General features: G+C 71.9%; 14 protein-coding genes. 9 read left to right on the top strand and 5 right to left on the bottom strand.

From position 1 onward, the window contains the following. Positions 1-32 precede the first annotated feature (32 nt). Positions 33-1,841, top strand: coding sequence for a GMC oxidoreductase (locus ACZ46W_RS29195; protein ID WP_468343733.1), 1,809 nt, complete (start codon positions 33-35; stop codon positions 1,839-1,841). A 75-nt stretch (positions 1,842-1,916) separates the two neighbouring features. Here the strand turns inward: ACZ46W_RS29195 and ACZ46W_RS29190 are convergent, their stop codons facing one another. Next, positions 1,917-3,068 (bottom strand): LPXTG cell wall anchor domain-containing protein, encoded by a 1,152-nt coding sequence (locus tag ACZ46W_RS29190; protein ID WP_468343730.1) that lies wholly within the window; start codon positions 3,066-3,068, stop codon positions 1,917-1,919. A 302-nt stretch (positions 3,069-3,370) separates the two neighbouring features. Between ACZ46W_RS29190 and ACZ46W_RS29185 the strand changes: the two genes are divergently transcribed. Continuing rightward, positions 3,371-5,050 (top strand): peptidase, encoded by a 1,680-nt coding sequence (locus ACZ46W_RS29185; RefSeq protein WP_468343727.1) that lies wholly within the window; start codon positions 3,371-3,373, stop codon positions 5,048-5,050. Positions 5,051-5,573: 523 nt separating this feature from the next. On the opposite strand, the gene ACZ46W_RS29180 is transcribed toward ACZ46W_RS29185, so the two are convergent. Then, positions 5,574-5,861 carry a chorismate mutase gene (locus tag ACZ46W_RS29180; protein WP_468343724.1) on the bottom strand — a complete coding sequence of 96 codons (288 nt, stop codon included), beginning with the start codon at positions 5,859-5,861 and terminating at the stop codon, positions 5,574-5,576. Between the two features lie 317 nt (positions 5,862-6,178). On the opposite strand from ACZ46W_RS29180, the gene guaA reads away from it, so the two are divergent. After that, positions 6,179-7,762, top strand: coding sequence for a glutamine-hydrolyzing GMP synthase (gene guaA / locus ACZ46W_RS29175; RefSeq protein ID WP_468343721.1), 1,584 nt, complete (start codon positions 6,179-6,181; stop codon positions 7,760-7,762). A gap of 43 nt (positions 7,763-7,805) precedes the next feature. Here guaA and ACZ46W_RS29170 read toward each other — a convergent pair whose 3' ends face one another. After that, positions 7,806-8,282 carry a cupin domain-containing protein gene (locus ACZ46W_RS29170; protein ID WP_468343718.1) on the bottom strand — a complete coding sequence of 159 codons (477 nt, stop codon included), beginning with the start codon at positions 8,280-8,282 and terminating at the stop codon, positions 7,806-7,808. 88 nt (positions 8,283-8,370) lie between these two features. On the opposite strand from ACZ46W_RS29170, the gene ACZ46W_RS29165 reads away from it, so the two are divergent. The 3 genes from ACZ46W_RS29165 (at position 8,371) to ACZ46W_RS29155 (ending at position 11,237) form a co-directional block, all read left to right on the top strand. Continuing rightward, on the top strand, positions 8,371-9,180 hold the full coding sequence (locus ACZ46W_RS29165) for a class II aldolase/adducin family protein (RefSeq protein WP_468343715.1): 810 nt from the start codon (positions 8,371-8,373) through the stop codon (positions 9,178-9,180). Positions 9,181-9,333: 153 nt separating this feature from the next. Beyond that, entirely contained in the window at positions 9,334-10,551 is a 1,218-nt protein-coding gene (locus tag ACZ46W_RS29160) for a hypothetical protein (RefSeq protein ID WP_468343712.1), read from the top strand. Positions 10,552-10,718: 167 nt separating this feature from the next. Continuing rightward, on the top strand, positions 10,719-11,237 hold the full coding sequence (locus ACZ46W_RS29155) for a DoxX family membrane protein (protein ID WP_468343709.1): 519 nt from the start codon (positions 10,719-10,721) through the stop codon (positions 11,235-11,237). Here ACZ46W_RS29155 and ACZ46W_RS29150 read toward each other — a convergent pair. Both ACZ46W_RS29150 and ACZ46W_RS29145 read right to left on the bottom strand, forming a co-directional pair. Then, positions 11,144-11,530, bottom strand: coding sequence for a hypothetical protein (locus tag ACZ46W_RS29150; protein WP_468343706.1), 387 nt, complete (start codon positions 11,528-11,530; stop codon positions 11,144-11,146). The two genes, ACZ46W_RS29155 and ACZ46W_RS29150, sit on opposite strands and share 94 nt — an antisense overlap. Continuing rightward, entirely contained in the window at positions 11,517-12,818 is a 1,302-nt protein-coding gene (locus tag ACZ46W_RS29145) for a PspC domain-containing protein (RefSeq protein WP_468343703.1), read from the bottom strand. Before ACZ46W_RS29145 ends, ACZ46W_RS29150 begins: the two co-directional genes overlap by 14 nt. 173 nt (positions 12,819-12,991) lie before the next feature. On the opposite strand from ACZ46W_RS29145, the gene ACZ46W_RS29140 reads away from it, so the two are divergent. From ACZ46W_RS29140 to ACZ46W_RS29130, 3 genes are all read left to right on the top strand, one after another. After that, the gene (locus tag ACZ46W_RS29140) at positions 12,992-14,266 is read left to right on the top strand and encodes a PspC domain-containing protein (protein WP_468343700.1); all 1,275 of its coding nucleotides are present in this window, start codon (positions 12,992-12,994) and stop codon (positions 14,264-14,266) included. Next, positions 14,263-14,952, top strand: coding sequence for a LuxR C-terminal-related transcriptional regulator (locus ACZ46W_RS29135; RefSeq protein ID WP_468343697.1), 690 nt, complete (start codon positions 14,263-14,265; stop codon positions 14,950-14,952). Before ACZ46W_RS29140 ends, ACZ46W_RS29135 begins: the two co-directional genes overlap by 4 nt. 116 nt (positions 14,953-15,068) lie before the next feature. Next, the gene (locus ACZ46W_RS29130) at positions 15,069-16,310 is read left to right on the top strand and encodes an alpha/beta hydrolase (RefSeq protein ID WP_468343694.1); all 1,242 of its coding nucleotides are present in this window, start codon (positions 15,069-15,071) and stop codon (positions 16,308-16,310) included. Positions 16,311-16,326 lie beyond the last annotated feature (16 nt).

Genomic DNA, 16,326 nt, shown 5'->3' with positions numbered 1-16,326 from the left:
GTACGCAGTCCCTTTCGGTACGAGGAGAGCCCATGCCCCAGGTCCCCCCTGCCCAGAATCAGGAAGGCACCGACGACGCGTACGACTACGACGTCATCGTCGTCGGCTCCGGCTTCGGTGGCTCGGTCTCCGCCCTCCGCCTGACGGAGAAGGGCTACCGGGTCGGCGTCCTGGAGGCGGGCCGCCGCTTCACGCCGGACACGCTGCCCAAGAACTCCTGGGACGTGAAGAACTACCTCTGGGCCCCGGCCCTCGGCCTCTTCGGCATCCAGCGCATCCACCTGCTCGGCAACGTCATGGTCCTGGCGGGCGCCGGGGTGGGCGGCGGCTCCCTCAACTACGCCAACACCCTCTACGTACCGCCCGAGCCGTTCTTCCGGGACAAGCAGTGGGCGTCCATCACCGACTGGCAGGCGGAGCTGGCCCCCTACTACGACCAGGCCAAGCGGATGCTGGGCGTACGGCTCAACCCCACCATGACCCCCTCCGACGTCCACCTCAAGGCGACCGCCCAGGCGATGGGTGTCGGCGACACCTTCCACCTGGCGCCCGTCGGGGTCTTCTTCGGCGACGGCAAGGACGCCGACGGCACGGCCAAGGCCGAACCGGGCCGGAAGGCCGACGACCCGTACTTCGGCGGCGCGGGCCCTTCCCGCCGCGCCTGCACCGAATGCGGCGAGTGCATGACCGGCTGCCGGCACGGCGCGAAGAACACCCTCACCGAGAACTACCTCCACCTCGCCGAGAAGGCCGGGGCCGTCATCCACCCCATGACCACGGTCACCGCCATCACCGAGGCCACGTCCGGCGACGGCTACGCCGTCTCGACCGTCCCCACGCACCGCCGCCGCAAGGCCGCCCCGAAGACCCTCCGCTGCCGGTACGTCGTCGTCGCGGCCGGCACGTACGGCACCCAGACGCTGCTGCACCGGATGCGGGACGAGGGGCGACTGCCGCGCATCTCCGCCCGCCTCGGCGAGCTGACCCGTACCAACTCCGAGGCCCTGGTCGGCTCCCAGACCACCGACCGCCGCTACCGCAAACGGCACGGCCACAAGCGCGCGGACTTCACCCAGGGCGTCGCCATCACCTCGTCCATCCACCCGGACGCCGACACCCACATCGAACCGGTCCGCTACGGCAAGGGCTCCAACGCCATGGGGTCGCTGTCCATCCTCCAGGTCCCGTACTCGCAGCGCCGCGTCCGCGCCTGGCTGGGCAACGTGGCCCGCCACCCGTGGCTCGCGCTGCGCGCGCTGTCCAACCGCCGGTGGTCGGAGCGGACCATCATCGGACTCGTCATGCAGTCCCTGGACAACTCCCTCACCACCTACCGCAAGCCTGACGGCCTCGGAAAGGGCCTCCTGACCGCCCGCCAGGGCCACGGTTCCCCCAACCCCAAGCAGATCGCCGAGGGCACCCGCGCGGCGAGCCTCCTCGCGGAGGAGATCAACGGCTTCGCCGGCTCCAACGTCGGCGAACTGATGGGCACCCCGCTCACCGCCCACTTCCTGGGCGGCTGCGTGATCGGCGCCACGGCCGAGGACGGCGTCATCGACCCGTACCACCGCCTCTACGGCCACCCGGGCATCTCGGTCGTCGACGGCGCGGCCGTCTCCGCCAACCTCGGCGTGAACCCCTCCCTCACCATCACCGCCCAGGCGGAACGCGCCATGTCCTTCTGGCCCAACAAGGGCGAGGAGGACCCGCGCCCGCGACAGGGCGCGGCGTACGAACGCCTCGCCCCGGTCGCCCCCAAGTCCCCCACGGTCCCGGCGAACGCCTTCGGCGCCCTGAAGCTCCCGTTCCTCGGCATCCCGGCGGTCCCGCCGAAGTCCTGAAACCCCCCGACGACATGAGAGAGGCGCTGCACCCCCCTCCGAGTGCAGCGCCTCTCTTGCTATGTGGTGCGCGTGTTACGCGGTGGCACCGTTGCTACGGCGCTTCAGCGCGAAGACGACACCGGCACCGGCGACGATGGCGATACCACCGGCGATACCGATGGTCGGCAGCATCGAGTTGGAACCGGTCTCGGCGAGGTTGCCGGTGACCGGGATCTCCTTGGCCTCACCCTGCGGCTTCAGGTCCGTCGTGGGCTTCTCGCCGGTCGGCTTGGAGTCCTCGACAGGGCCCGGGTTGGTGCCGGCCGCGACGACCTGGAACGGGTACATGTCCCCGCTCTCGTAGCACTTGTACGAGTCGTCCTCGGCGCCGTTGTCGTGGCTGCCGGCGGCGAGCGCCAGGCCGTCGCCCGCGGGCGCACCCTTGTCGATCTTCACGCGAAGGTCGATGGTGACCTTCTGGCCGGCGTCCAGGTCGAACATGCCGAAGAAGAAGCCGTTGTTGAAGGGGGAGCCCTCAAGGTCGTTGACCCACTTGCCCGATGGGTCCTTGTACTCGAAGTGGGCGTACTTCTCCACGAGATCGTCCGCGGACTTCTCGAGGTTGTCGGCGTAGATGGCGACGGTGAAGACCTGGAGGTCCTTGATGTCGTCCTTGCCGGTGTTCTTCACGTTGAACGTGAAGTTCTTCCACCCACTACCGGCGGTGATCTTGTTCGGGAAGCCACCGAGCGAGACCTCGACGGAGGCCTCCTCGCACTGGAACTCCTCGCCGAGCTCGTCCTCGTCCTCTTCGGCCGGCTCTTCCTCGTCCTTGCCGGTCTCGGTGCCCGGCTTCGAGCCGTTCTCGGTACCGGTCTCGGTGCCGCCCGTGGTCTCGTCGTCCTCGGTCTTGGTGCCGTCCTCGGTCGCCGGCTCGTCCTCGGTCTTCGTACCGTCTTCGGTCTTCGTGCCGTCCTCGGTCGTGGCGGCACCGTCGTCGGTCGCCGAACCGTCCTCGGTCTTGGTGCCGTCCTCGGTCGTCGCGGCGCCGTCCTCGGTCTTCGTGCCGTCGTCCGTCGTGGTGGCGCCGTCGTTCGTGGTGCCGTCCGTCTCGCCCGTGGCGCCGGAGGTGGAGGTCGTGCTGGTGGTGCCGTCCGTCGCGTACGCGGCCGGAGCCGCCAGGAAGGCGGCAGGGGCTATGACGGCGGTCGCGGCGGCGACCGCCATGGCGCGGCGAAGCTTCATGAAGACCTCAGTGAAGTCCAGGCGTACCGCGAAGGCGCGGCACGGTGTCGTGGGGCCGACCCGGCGTGGGGTGTCACGGGCGTGGCCGTTGTTTCCGCATGCATGACCTGTGACGGCCGGGGATGGTTGCACGCCAACTGACGAAAACCTTATGTGGGCTGCATCACACATTCCGCTTGTGTGCGCCCGGTGCCCGCCGTGCCCAATCCGTGATCTCCCGGCCGCGCAACCATTCGGCCCGCCCCATGGTCGAACCCATGTTCAGGCAATCAGACCGCATGCCGCCAACCAGGGGTTCCTTGATGAGACGCCTTTCCTCCTCCCTCGTCGCCGCCGGGCTGCTCGCCGGTGTCGCGCTGAGCGCCGCCCCGGCCGCGTACTCCGCCGACGCCGCCGCCCCGGTGTTCCTCCTCGACGGTCCCGCCGAGGTGGGCCTGCGGCCCTACCCGGCCACCGGCGAGCCGCGGAGCGCGACCATCGACGTCACGGTGGAGAACCCCAGCGAGGACCAGGAGAACGGCGGCTTCGACGGCGAGTACACCGTCACCTTCGACCTGAGCGGCGTCGCGGGCGTCGCCGACGTGCGCTTCGGCCAGACCGGCAGCTCGGACTGCACGATCACCGGCACGACCGGGACCTGCACCGACCCGTTCGGCATCTCACCCGGCGTCAACAGCGTCGCCGAGCTGGAGATCACCGCCGCCAAGGGCAGCGCGCTCGGCGCCACCGGCGAGATCAAGGTCACCGGCAAGGCCGAGGGCGCGACCTTCACCTCGTACACGGCCGGCGTGACCGTCGGCGGCCCCGACCTCGTGATGCACCCCCTGGAGCTGAAGCACGAGGTCAAGCCGGGCGAGGTGCAGCACGCCCCGCTCACCTTCAGCAACGCCGGCACGGCCGACGCCGACGGCGTACGCCTCACGCTGACGAACTCGCACGGGCTCGACTACACGCGGCGGTACGCCAACTGCGACTACACCGAGACCAGGGGCGTGACCAAGGCGGTCTGCGACTTCCCGGGCACGTTCGAGGCGGGCGCCACCTACACGCTGGCCGAGCCGATCGGGCTGAAGGCCGCCGACCACGCCTACATCGAGATCTTCACCCACCGCATCGAGGAGCGCGGCGGCGTCCGCAAGGCCGCCAAGGGTTCCGGCCCCCTGCTCACCCTGAAGAAGGCGCCGGCCACCCCCCGCGCGGCGGACCTCGACCCCTGGGACAACCAGCAGGAGTTCGACTTCCGGGCCAAGAACACCGCCGACTTCGTCGCGTACGGCGACACGCTCCTCGCCGCGGCGGGCGAGACGGTCGAGGCGCGGGTCGGCTTCCGCAACAGCGGCCCCGCCTGGATCGCGTACCTCCGCTCCGGCGAGCCCGTCGCCACCGTGGACGTGACCGTCCCGGCCGGTGCCACGGTCACCAAGAAGCCGGCCGGCTGTGAGCCGCGGACCGCCAAGGGTGAGTACCGCGAGGAGCCGCTCGGCGCGCCGCGCTACTTCTGCGACACGCCGATCCGGGTCTTCGAGGACGAGGACTTCGCGCTGCCCTTCGAGCTGAAGATCGACAAGGTCGTCCCGGACGCCAAGGGCGCGGTCACCGTGCGGAACATGTTCCTGAGCCACCCGAAGCTCGCCTTCGACCCGAAGGCCGGCAACAACACGGCCCAGCTCGTCCTGAACCCCAAGGACACCGGCACGACCACCACGGGCGGCTCCACCACGGGCGGCTCCACCACCACCGGCGGTACGACCACGGGCGGTACGGCCACGGGCGGGACGACCACCGGCGGCTCCACCACCACGGGCGGCACGTCCACCACCGGTACCACCGGCACCACCGGTGGCTCGACCCCCACCACCCAGACCGGCGGCCTCGCAGCCACCGGCTCGCTCGCCCTCCCGGTGGCGGCCGGCGCCGCCGCCCTGATCGCCGCGGGCGCCGCGACCTACGCCGTCGCCCGCCGCCGCGCCAACGCCTCCTGAACGACAACCGGCACAACAAGGGCCCCGCGGAATCGCTTCCGCGGGGCCCTTGGCCGTCAGCACCGGCGTCAGGGCAGCGCCGGTGCCGAGGGAGGCGGCGCCGGGGGGTAGCGCCGCTCGTGGCGGTGGTCGTGGGGCATGAGTCGTGTCCGGCCAGGCGGTTGTGGACGAGGGCCTGGGCAACCGGTGGTGTGGACCTTTGGCGGTGCGGTGGTGCGGGGGACCCGACTCGTGTGCATCGTGCTGGACGGCCGCGGTCGGCGCAACCGTTCGGACCGGATGCGGTCGGCTCCGGGCGTCCCCGGAGCCGACCGCCTTTTTCGGGTGACCGGGCTGCTGTCCCCTGCCGTCCGGTCACGCGCGCTGGGGCGAGGTCCCACGACGTACCCCATGAGGTACGCCACACGCCCCAGCGGAGCCACGCGTGGTTTCTTCGGCCCGCCCCTGGCTGACACGGACAACCGATCCAACGAAGCCCGGGCCGGTGCGGTCACGCGCCGTACGGGTGAGAGCGCGCCCGAACTCAGATGCGTCCCCGGCACAGCTCCAGCATCGTCATGGCCAGCGAGGTGCCCGGCTTGCCCAGCGCGTCCCTGTAGTGGGCGAGCACCTCCATCTCGCGTGCCAGGTTCACGCGCCGGCCGCCGGACGAGATCCGCGCCTCCTGGATGACGGCCGAGACGGCCATCCGTTCCTGGATGAGGCCGATGATCCGGTCGTCGAGCGCGTCGATGCGCTCACGCGCGCCCGTGATCACGTCGGCGGCCTCGTCGGTGCGGGCGCCGGTCCTGTCAGCGTTGAGCGTGGTCATGTCGGGGCTCCTCTGGTGGGTGTGGGGCCCCGGGCCGGCGATCGGGTCCGGAGAAACGACAGGCGCCCCGGACCTTGTCGGCCCGGGGCGCCTGGGAAGTCGCTTGTCAGTGGCTCAAGCAGCACGACCATGGCAGCCGGACGGGCCCGGTGCCATAGGTAAAGACGAAGGTCGAGAGCTTGCGCATGCGGCCAGTATGGACCATCCGCCGAGCGGGGCGAGCCCGGGTTCGGATGGTGAGACAAAGGCCGACCTCCCCGCGCCGGTAGAATCGACATACAGACTCTCCCCGCTCCTCCCGCCGGAAGGCCGCCGTAGTGTCATCAGCGAATCCCGCTGCCGCGCCCGACGCCGTACTCGTCGTCGACTTCGGCGCGCAGTACGCCCAGCTCATCGCCCGCCGCGTCCGTGAGGCCCGGGTCTACAGCGAGATCGTCCCGTCCACCATGCCGGTGGCCGAGATGCTGGCCAAGAACCCGAAGGCGATCATCCTCTCCGGCGGCCCGTCCTCCGTGTACGAGGAGGGCGCCCCCCAGCTCGACCGCGAGATCTTCGAGGCCGGCGTCCCCGTCTTCGGCATGTGCTACGGCTTCCAGCTCATGGCCACGACCCTCGGCGGCACGGTCGACAACACCGGCGCGCGCGAGTACGGGCGTACGCCGTTGCACGTCAGCAAGACCTCCTCCACGCTGTTCGAGGGCACCCCGGCCGAGCAGCCGGTGTGGATGTCGCACGGCGACGCCTGCTCCGCCGCCCCCGAGGGCTTCACCGTCACCGCGTCCACGGACGTCGTGCCGGTCGCGGCCTTCGAGAACGACGCGAAGAAGCTGTACGGCGTGCAGTACCACCCCGAGGTGATGCACTCCACGCACGGCCAGCAGATCCTGGAGCACTTCCTCTACCGCGGCGCCGGGATCACGCCCGACTGGACCACCGGCAACGTCATCGAGGAGCAGATCGAGGCGATCCGCGCCCAGGTCGGCGAGAAGCGCGCCATCTGCGGCCTGTCCGGCGGCGTGGACTCCGCGGTGGCGGCCGCGCTCGTCCAGAAGGCCATCGGCTCGCAGCTCACCTGCGTGTACGTCGACCACGGGCTGATGCGCAAGGGCGAGACCGAGCAGGTCGAGAAGGACTTCGTGGCCGCCACCGGCGTCCAGCTCAAGGTCGTCGACGCGCAGGAGCGGTTCCTGACGGCGCTCGCCGGGGTCTCCGACCCCGAGGAGAAGCGGAAGATCATCGGCCGGGAGTTCATCCGGGTCTTCGAGCAGGCCCAGGCCGAGATCGTCGCCGAGGCGCCGGACGACCACCCGGTCGAGTTCCTCGTCCAGGGCACGCTCTACCCCGACGTCGTCGAGTCGGGCGGCGGTACGGGTACGGCCAACATCAAGTCGCACCACAACGTGGGCGGGCTCCCCGAGGACCTCGAGTTCAAACTGATCGAGCCGCTGCGCCAACTGTTCAAGGACGAGGTCCGGATGGTCGGCCAGGAGCTGGGCCTGCCGGAGGAGATCGTCCAGCGCCAGCCCTTCCCCGGCCCCGGCCTCGGTATCCGGATCGTCGGCGAGGTGACCAAGGAGCGGCTCGACCTGCTGCGCGAGGCCGACGCCATCGCCCGCGAGGAGCTGACGGCGGCCGGTCTGGACGGCGAGATCTGGCAGTGCCCGGTCGTGCTGCTCGCCGACGTCCGCTCGGTGGGTGTCCAGGGTGACGGCCGTACGTACGGGCACCCGATCGTGCTGCGGCCCGTCTCGTCCGAGGACGCGATGACGGCGGACTGGACGCGGATGCCGTACGACGTGCTGGCGAGGATCTCGACGCGGATCACCAACGAGGTGAAGGACGTCAACCGGGTCGTACTCGACGTGACGTCGAAGCCGCCGGGCACCATCGAGTGGGAGTGATCCCACCGCGCGCCTGACCGCCCGGCGGTCCCGAAGCCGTCGCCTACTTCCTGTGGGCGGCGGCTTCGAGCGTGAAGTCCTCGTAGTGGAAGCCGGGCGCGACGACGCAGGTGACCAGGACAGGCTCGTCGCCCGCGGGCTCGGCGGCCTGCCAGGTACCGGCCGGGACGAGGAGCTGCGGCTGTTCGCCGGTCTCGACCGACGGGCCGAGCACCAGCTCCCACGGCTCGGACGGGGCGTCGCCCTCGCCGCCCAGGGAGAGGCGCAGCGGGCCGCCGCGGTGCCAGAGCCACAGCTCGTCGGAGCGCACCCGGTGCCAGCGGGACCTCTCGCCGGGGTGCAGCAGGAAGTAGATGCCGGTCGCGTACGTGCGGGGACCGGGGTAGCCGGGCGGGGTGGTCGAGCCGGTCGTCTTCCACGTCTCCCGGAACCAGCCGCCCTCGATGTGGGGCTCCAGTTCGAGGAGGTCGACCAGGGGCGAGGGCGGGGTCGGGTCGTCGTCCGTCATACGGTCCGTCATGCGGTGCATTCTGCTCCAGCCGCCCGGTGGCCGCGATGTGGCTGCGATCTCTCTGGTCAGTTGTCGTGACCGGCGGTAACTTCCGGCCATGAGTGAAGCCGAAGCACATGTGCCGTCAGCACCTGCGCCGATACCCGTCGAGCGGCTGCACTTCGCGATGCCGCCCACGCACGCGTCCGTCGCCGACGAGCGGGCGTACCGCAAGCAGCGGCTGGCGGGCGCGCTGCGCCTGTTCGCGCGGTTCGGGTACGAGGAGGGCGTCTCCGGACACATCACCGCGCGGGACCCGGAGTTCCCCGACTGCTTCTGGGTCAACCCCTTCGGTGAGCCGCTCGCCGGCCTCACCGCCTGGGACCTGATCCTGGTCAACGGTGACGGGCAGGTCGTCGAGGGCACCGAGCACGTCAATCAGGCGGCGTTCACCGTGCACGCCGAGGTGCACCGGGCGCGACCGGACGTGGTGGCGGTGGCGCACTCCCACTCCACGTACGGCCGGGCGCTGGCCGCGCTCGGGGAGCTGATCGAGCCGATCACGCAGGAGGCGTGCGCGTTCTACGAGGACCACTGCCTGTACGACGCATACACGGGCGTCGCGGTGGACGCCGCCGAGGGGCGGCGGATCGCGGCCGCGCTCGGTGGCCGCAAGGCGGTGATCCTGCGCAACCACGGGCTGCTGACGGTGGGCGACTCGGTCGACGCGGCGGCCTGGTGGTTCATCTCCATGGAGCGGTGCAGCCGGGTGCAGCTCGCCGCGCGGGCGGCCGGGAAGCCGGTGCCGATCGGGCACCGGGAGGCGGTCGCGACGCGTGAGCGGCTCGGCACCGACCTGGTGGCCTGGATCAACTACCAGCCGTTGTGGCGTCAGATCAGTCGCTCCGAGCCCGAACTCCTGTCGTAGCCGGTCGAAGGCGGTCAACTTCGCGGTGTGCTTTTCACCCCCGTGGGAGGTGTGAGCGGGGCGCGGGCCGTGACTTTCATAGGAAAGAATTCCTTTTCCTTGTCGGGTGGTTGAGACGCCGGTTGAGACACGGAAGACATGGAAGGGGCCGCCATGGCGGTGCACGAGGCGGGGCGGTGCGGTGGGTGTACGCACGAGGCACGCGAGGAGCACCGGCGGGCGGTGGCCGCGTTCCGGGCCCGGCGCGACCGGCTGGCGGTGGGGGACGGTGTCCCGGACCTCCCCGGCGGCGCGGCGCGGCGGTGGGTGTCCGAGCAGCTCGCCGAGCACGCCCGCACGGTCGCCGAGCACGGCAGGGCGCTCGGCGGGGCGTGGCCGCACGCGGTCTGGCGCGGCACGCTGTACGCGGTGTGGGGCACCGTCGCGGTGCTCGCGGGCGTCCTGCCCGTCCTGCACGCGGTGACCGCGCCGGACGGCGGCGGCTGGACCGGGGCGCGGACGGCGGGGGTGGTCGCCGCGATATGCATGGGCACCCTGCTGACCGGCGCGGCACGCGTGCACCGGGCGTACGGCGGGCTGCTGGCGCCCCTGATCGGTGAGGACAACCGGCTGTCGACGTCCCGGGCGGTGGCCGCCGCGTGGGTGCTCCTCGTGGTGTTCGCTGCCCTCCACCTCACCCTCCAGGGCGCCGCCGGGGGCGCGGTCCGGCTCGCGGGGGGCGCCCGGCTGCTGACGGTGCTCGCCCTGGTGTGCGCCGTGGTCGTCGCCGTACGCAAGATCGTGACCGTACGCCTCCTGGGGCAGCGGGTGCAGAAGGTGCGCGCCGAGCGGCCGCGCGCCGCCGACCTGCTGTGCGACGACGCGGGGCGCGCCGGTCTCGCGGACGCGCAGTACGTCCTGGTGTCGGCCTTCGCGGTGCTGTTCGCCGCCGCCCGGCTGGTCCGGCGCCCGGGCGAGCTGCCCCAGTTGCCGTGGGCGCTCGTCGCGCTGGTCGCCCTCTCCGCCGCGACCTACCTGGCCGCCAAGTGCGCCGAGGGCGTCCGCCCGGTCATCCTCTCCGTGGTGCGCGCCCCGGACGCCGGCGCCCCGGACGCCCCGATCCGTACGGGCGACGACATCGAGATCCGGGGCGCCGGCTTCGTACCGCCGGGGGCCATGACCCCCGCCCACCTCACCCGCACGGTCGTGCGCATCGGACCCGTCCACGTCCACGTGCCGCTCGTGCCCGCCCCGGGCGGCTTCACCAACCCCACGGACACCACCCTCACCGTCCCGGTCCCGGCGGACGTGCCACCCGGCTGGACGGACGTCCAGGTCGTCACCGCCGCCGGCGCGGTGACCAACCGCGTCGTCATCGACGTGGCCCCGTGAGACGTGGCCCCGTGAGACGTGTCCGCGTGTGACGTGTCCGCGTGTGACGTGTCCCCATGACGGCGGGGCTCCGGCCTGAACCGGCGCCCGGTCCGCCGCGTATCCATGGGCGGGAAGGCCGGGGAGAATCGGCTCCGGGGACCGTTGTGTGGAGAGGCAGGCCGGCGATGACGCACACCTACCGGACGACAGCGACCTACGGGAACGCCGGCGAACCACGCGGCTGGAGGGCCACCGCCTCCCGGTACGCGCTGCTTCCGCTGCGGGTCTTCCTCGGCGTCACCTTCATCTACGCCGGGCTCGACAAGATCACCGACGAGGGGTTCATGGCGGCCTCCGGGACCGGCTCGATCGGGGAGATGATGCGGTCCGTCCGGGACTCCTCGGCCGTGCCGTGGCTCGTCGACCTGGCGCTGAAGAACCCCGAAGGCTTCGGCTACGGCATCGCCTTCGGCGAACTGGCCGTCGGCATCGGCACCCTCCTCGGCCTGCTGGCGCGGCTCGCCGCGGCGGGCGGGGCGCTCATCTCGCTCAGCCTGTGGCTGACCGTGAGCTGGCAGGCCGACCCGTACTACTACGGCAACGACCTCGCCTACCTGATGGCGTGGCTGCCGCTGGTGCTGGCCGGCGCCCCGCTGCTCTCGCTCGACGCGGCCCTGGCCGCGCGGCGGCGCCGGGCGCGGTAGCCGATCCAGCCGGCGACGCCCGCCAGGAGCAGCCCGGCGCACAGCAGTGGCAGCGCCGCGTACCAGGGCGTGTCCCAGGAACCGGCCACGTCACCCGCGTACAGCGCCGCGATGGCCAGGCCCGTGGCGCCCAGGACCAGCCGGCCCGGGCGGAACTCATGACGCCACTCGCGGTGGTCGTCGGGCACGGTCTTCTCCTGATCCGGCGTGGTCTTCCCACGGCCCGGTACGCCCTGGCCACCACCCGGTCCGCCCTGCCCGGCACCCGGTACGGCCTGCTCATGACCCGGCACGGGAGACCTCCACCTGTCCGAGCCCGACCTCCAGGGTGAGGTCGAGCGTGCCTGCCGGGGCCGTGCCCCTGGGCGGGGCGATCGTGCGGGTGACGTCGCGGTCCGGAGCGACGTCCACGTCGTCGGCGGGCTCGGAGGGCAGCCGCAGATCGCCGAACCCCACCTGGACGCGCACCTTCACGGTCACGTTCCTCGGGACGACGACGTGGAGGCGGCCCGCGCCCACCTCGGCGGCGGTGCGCGCCGTCCGCTCCGCCGGAACGGCCAGGCGGGACAGGTCCAGGGTGCCGACACCGGTACCCAGCTCGTACCGGGGGCGCAGGTCAGCCGCGGACGCCGGTCTCCAGTCCGTACGTATCCACTCCGTGTCGATCTGCTGGGGTATCAGGGCCGCGCCCGTCAGCAGCACGGCCGTCACCACCGTCATGAAGACCGTGCCGACGCCCGTCCGGCCCAGGAACGAGCCGGCCACCAGCCCGAGCGCGAACACCGCCAGCGCGCACACCAGGCCGATCTGGAGGCAGACCCCCAGGGGCTGCGACCCCCAGGACAGCCCCGTGCCCAGCCCGCCCGCCACCAGGGCCAGCAGGAGGACCGGGCCGCCGATGGAGCGCGGGCCACGGGCGGCGGCCGCCACCCCCGCCCCGGCGTTCTTCGGAGGGCGCCGCAGGATCGCGTCCTCCACCCCCGCACCGTCCTCGGGGCCCCACAGATAGCCGAGCGGAACCGGCCCCGACGTACCGTCCTTGACGATCGGCTCCCGCCACCACGACGGGAACTCCGGCGGCGGCGGCGCCTTCGTCTCCGGGGGCGCCTCCGCCACCGTGTGCGCCGTCGCCGGGTCCGCCACCGCCTCGTGGCCCTCGACCAGCCGGCGCCGCCGCGACCAGACGGCCGCACCGCTGACCGCGATGATCAGGAGCAGCGAGAAGGAGACCGTGCTGCCGCTGCCCAGCATCGACAGGAACAGGCCGCAGCCGACCAGCGCCATCAGCAGGGCGATCAGCGAGGCGCCGTCCACCCGGCCCGTCACCAGCCGCCGGGCCTCGTTCTCGTCCTCGTCGTCCGCCGCCATGAGCAGCCAGGCGAAGCCGTAGAAGACCAGGCCGAGGCCCCCGGTCACGGCCAGCACGCCGGTCACGACCCGGAATATCACCGGGTCGAGGTCGAAGTGCCGCCCGAGTCCGCCGCAGACCCCCGCCACGACCTTCCGCCGCGGCGTGCGCCGCAGCGGCGGGTGAGGCGGTGCTTCATCGGCCTCTGCGGAAGCGGGGGTCGTACGCGTCATACGTCCATGGTGACGGCCCGTGAGCCCCGTCGGCACCTTCCGCGACCCTGGCCCGTCCCTGATATTGCCCCCAGGGGCCGCCGGGCTCCGGGCGGTTCCCCGTCGGGACATCTCAGGGTCGGATGAGGGGCGGCCCTGATGTCCGGGGCCGGGCGGCGTGTGACGATCGGGTCATGCCAGTCGCCGCCCGCCCGCCCGAGACGACCGACGAACCACCCGTGCGCAAGCTCTACCGCAGCGCCGACGGGCGGATGCTCGGCGGCGTCGCCCGCGGTCTGGCCGGGCACCTGGGGCTGCCCGTCATCTGGGTGCGCCTGGTCTTCCTCGCCCTCTTCATGGCCGACGGCCTCGGTGTGCTCGTCTACGCCGTCTTCTGGATCGTCGTCCCCCTGGGCGTCGGTGGCCGGTCCGCCGAACCGCGCTCGGTCTTCGAGACCACGCCCGACGGGCGGCGCCGGCTCCGCAAGCCCGACAAGGGCCAGATCGTCGCGCTCATCGCGCTCACCGTCGGCGCGGTCGGCTTCGTCAGCAGCGTCGACCTCGGCGGCAACGCCAACCGGTACGTGTGGCCGACACTGCTCGTCGGCGTCGGCGTGGTCCTGGTGTGGCGGCAGGTCGACAACGCGCGGCGGGCGAGCTGGACCGAGCCCGGCCGGCGCAAGCGGCTCTTCCAGCTCGTACGGGGCCTCGCGGGGGTGGCGCTCGTCGGCATGGGCCTGACCGTCTTCATGGTGGTGCGCGGCTCGGCCGCCCAGCTCGGCACCGCGCTCACCGCCGCGATAGCCGTCCTCGCCGGGATGGCCCTGCTCGCCGGACCCTGGCTGGTGCGGATGTCGCAGGACCTGTCCGAGGAGCGCACCATGCGCATCCGCGCCCAGGAGCGGGCCGAGGTCGCCGCCCATGTGCACGACTCCGTCCTGCACACCCTCACCCTGATACAGCGCAACGCCGACGACCCCGGCGAGGTCCGCCGCCTCGCCCGCGCACAGGAGCGCGAGCTGCGCAACTGGCTGTACCGGCCGGAGGGCACCGGCAAGGACGAGGACCAGGAGCCGGACACCCTGGCCGAGGCGGTCAAGAAGACCGCCGCCGAGGTCGAGGACAAGCACGGCGTGCCCCTGGAGGTCGTGGTCGTCGGCGACTGCCCGCTCGACGAGAAACTGGCCGCCCAGATGCAGGCCGCGCGCGAAGCCATGGTCAACGCCGCCAAGTACGGTGGCCAGGGAGGGGCGGTGCAGGTGTACGCGGAGGTCGAGGGCCGGACGGTCTTCGTGTCCGTACGGGACCGGGGTCCGGGCTTCGACCTCGATTCCGTACCCGCCGACCGGATGGGCGTACGAGAATCGATCATCGGCCGGATGCGGCGCAACGGCGGCACCGCGCGGCTGCGGTCGGTGCCGGGCGACGGCACCGAAGTGGAGCTGGAGATGGAGAGGGCGGACGGATGACCGACGAGACGACGGTTTCCGGGGAGCGGCGGGTACGGGTGGTGCTCGTCGACGACCACCGGATGTTCCGCACCGGGGTGCAGGCCGAGATCGGCCGGACCGAGACGACGGGCGTCGAGGTGGTCGGCGAGGCCGCCGACGTCGACCAGGCGGTGGCCGTGATCACCGCGACCCGCCCCGAGGTGGTCCTCCTCGACGTCCACCTGCCGGGCGGCGGCGGCGTCGAGGTGCTGCGCCGCTGCGCGAGCCTGATGAGCGCCCCCGAGAACCCGGTGCGGTTCCTGGCCCTGTCCGTGTCGGACGCCGCCGAGGACGTCATCGGTGTCATCCGGGGCGGCGCGCGCGGGTACGTCACCAAGACGATCACCGGGACCGACCTGGTCGACTCGATCTTCCGCGTCCAGGAGGGCGACGCCGTGTTCTCGCCCCGGCTGGCCGGCTTCGTGCTGGACGCGTTCGCCTCGACGGACGCCCCGCCGGTCGACGAGGACCTGGACCGGCTCACCCAGCGGGAGCGGGAGGTGCTCCGGCTGATCGCGCGCGGATACGCGTACAAGGAGATCGCCAAGCAGCTCTTCATCTCGGTGAAGACGGTCGAGTCGCACGTCTCGGCGGTGCTGCGCAAGCTCCAGCTCTCCAACCGCCACGAGCTCACCCGCTGGGCGACGGCCCGTCGGCTGGTCTGACCCGGCCTGGTATGACCCCGGCTGGGGGCCGTCGGGCGCAGTCGGGAGGATTTGTGAGGTAACCGGTACATAGGAGCGGCAACCAGTACGGCACAGGTTCCCTCCTACTCCCCGTGATGAGCCTGACAGGTACTCCCTTCTTCGTGACCGCGGTGGTGCTGGCCGTGATCGCCGTCCTGCTGCCCCTGGCGATGTGGAGCCGTGTGCGCGGCCCCGCCGTCGTCCGGGGCGCCCTGCGGCTGGGCATGGTGGCCTTCGCCCAGCTCACGGCGATCGTCGTGGTCTTCGTGGCGGTGAACAACGTCAACGGGCTGTACGACAGTTGGGACGACCTGCTGGGCACCAGCGACCACGTCGACTCCGCCATCGACCTCGGCCCCGACGGCCTGGGCGGCAAGCGCATCTCCGACCTGCCGAAGGTCAGGCAGACCTTCACGCGCGTCGACGACCCCACCATGGGCCCCGGCGTACAGAAGACCATCCTGAAGGGTCAGATATCGGGGGTGAAGGCCGAGGTGTACGTGTGGCTCCCGCCGCAGTACGACGACCCCGCCTACAAGGACAAGAAGTTCCCCGTCGTCGAGCTGCTCTCGGGCTTCCCCGGCTCGCCGAAGTCCTGGTTCGTCGGCATGCACGTCACCCAGCAGGTGGAGCCGCTGATGCGGAACGGCACCGTCGAGCCGTTCATCCTCGTGGCGCCGCGCAGCCACCTCCTCGGCCACACCGATACCGGCTGCGCCAACGTACCCGGCAAGATCAACGCCGACACCTGGCTCAGCGTGGACGTGCGCAAGATGGTCACGGACAACTTCCGGGCCTCCGACAAGCCCGACGCCTGGGCGGTCGCCGGATTCTCGTCCGGCGCCCACTGCGCCACCAAGCTGGCCATCGCCCACCCCGACCGCTACCGCTTCGGCGTCAGCATGTCCGGCTACAACGACCCGGCCGCCGAGCCGTCCTCGCTCACCGGGAAGGACCCGGAGCTGCGGCACGCGCACAACCCGCTCAACATGCTCAGGTCCGCCCCGGTCCCGCCCCGCGTCACGCTGCTGCTCACCGGGGACGGGGGCGACGGCTACCAGCAGGGCGTCGCGTTGCGGGAGGCGTCCAAGCCGCCGACGCGCGTCGACGTCCAGCAGGTCTACGGCGGTCACCGCGTCAGCACGTGGGTGCGCGAGGTGCCGTCGGTCTTCCAGTGGCTGACCCAGCAGTTCCGCACCGAGGCCGCCGGCGCGGGTGCCGCCTCCGGTGCCGGTGTGGGCGCGGGTACGGGTGCCGGTACGGGTGCCGCCTCCGGTGCCGGTGCGGGTACCAGTGCCGGTACGGGTGCCGCCTCCGGTGCCGGTGCGGGCGCGTGATCGCCTCAGTGGACGA

It is taken from the genome of Streptomyces sp. NPDC031064, from assembly GCF_055570965.1.
This window is presented reverse-complemented; position numbering and strand designations above follow the sequence as displayed.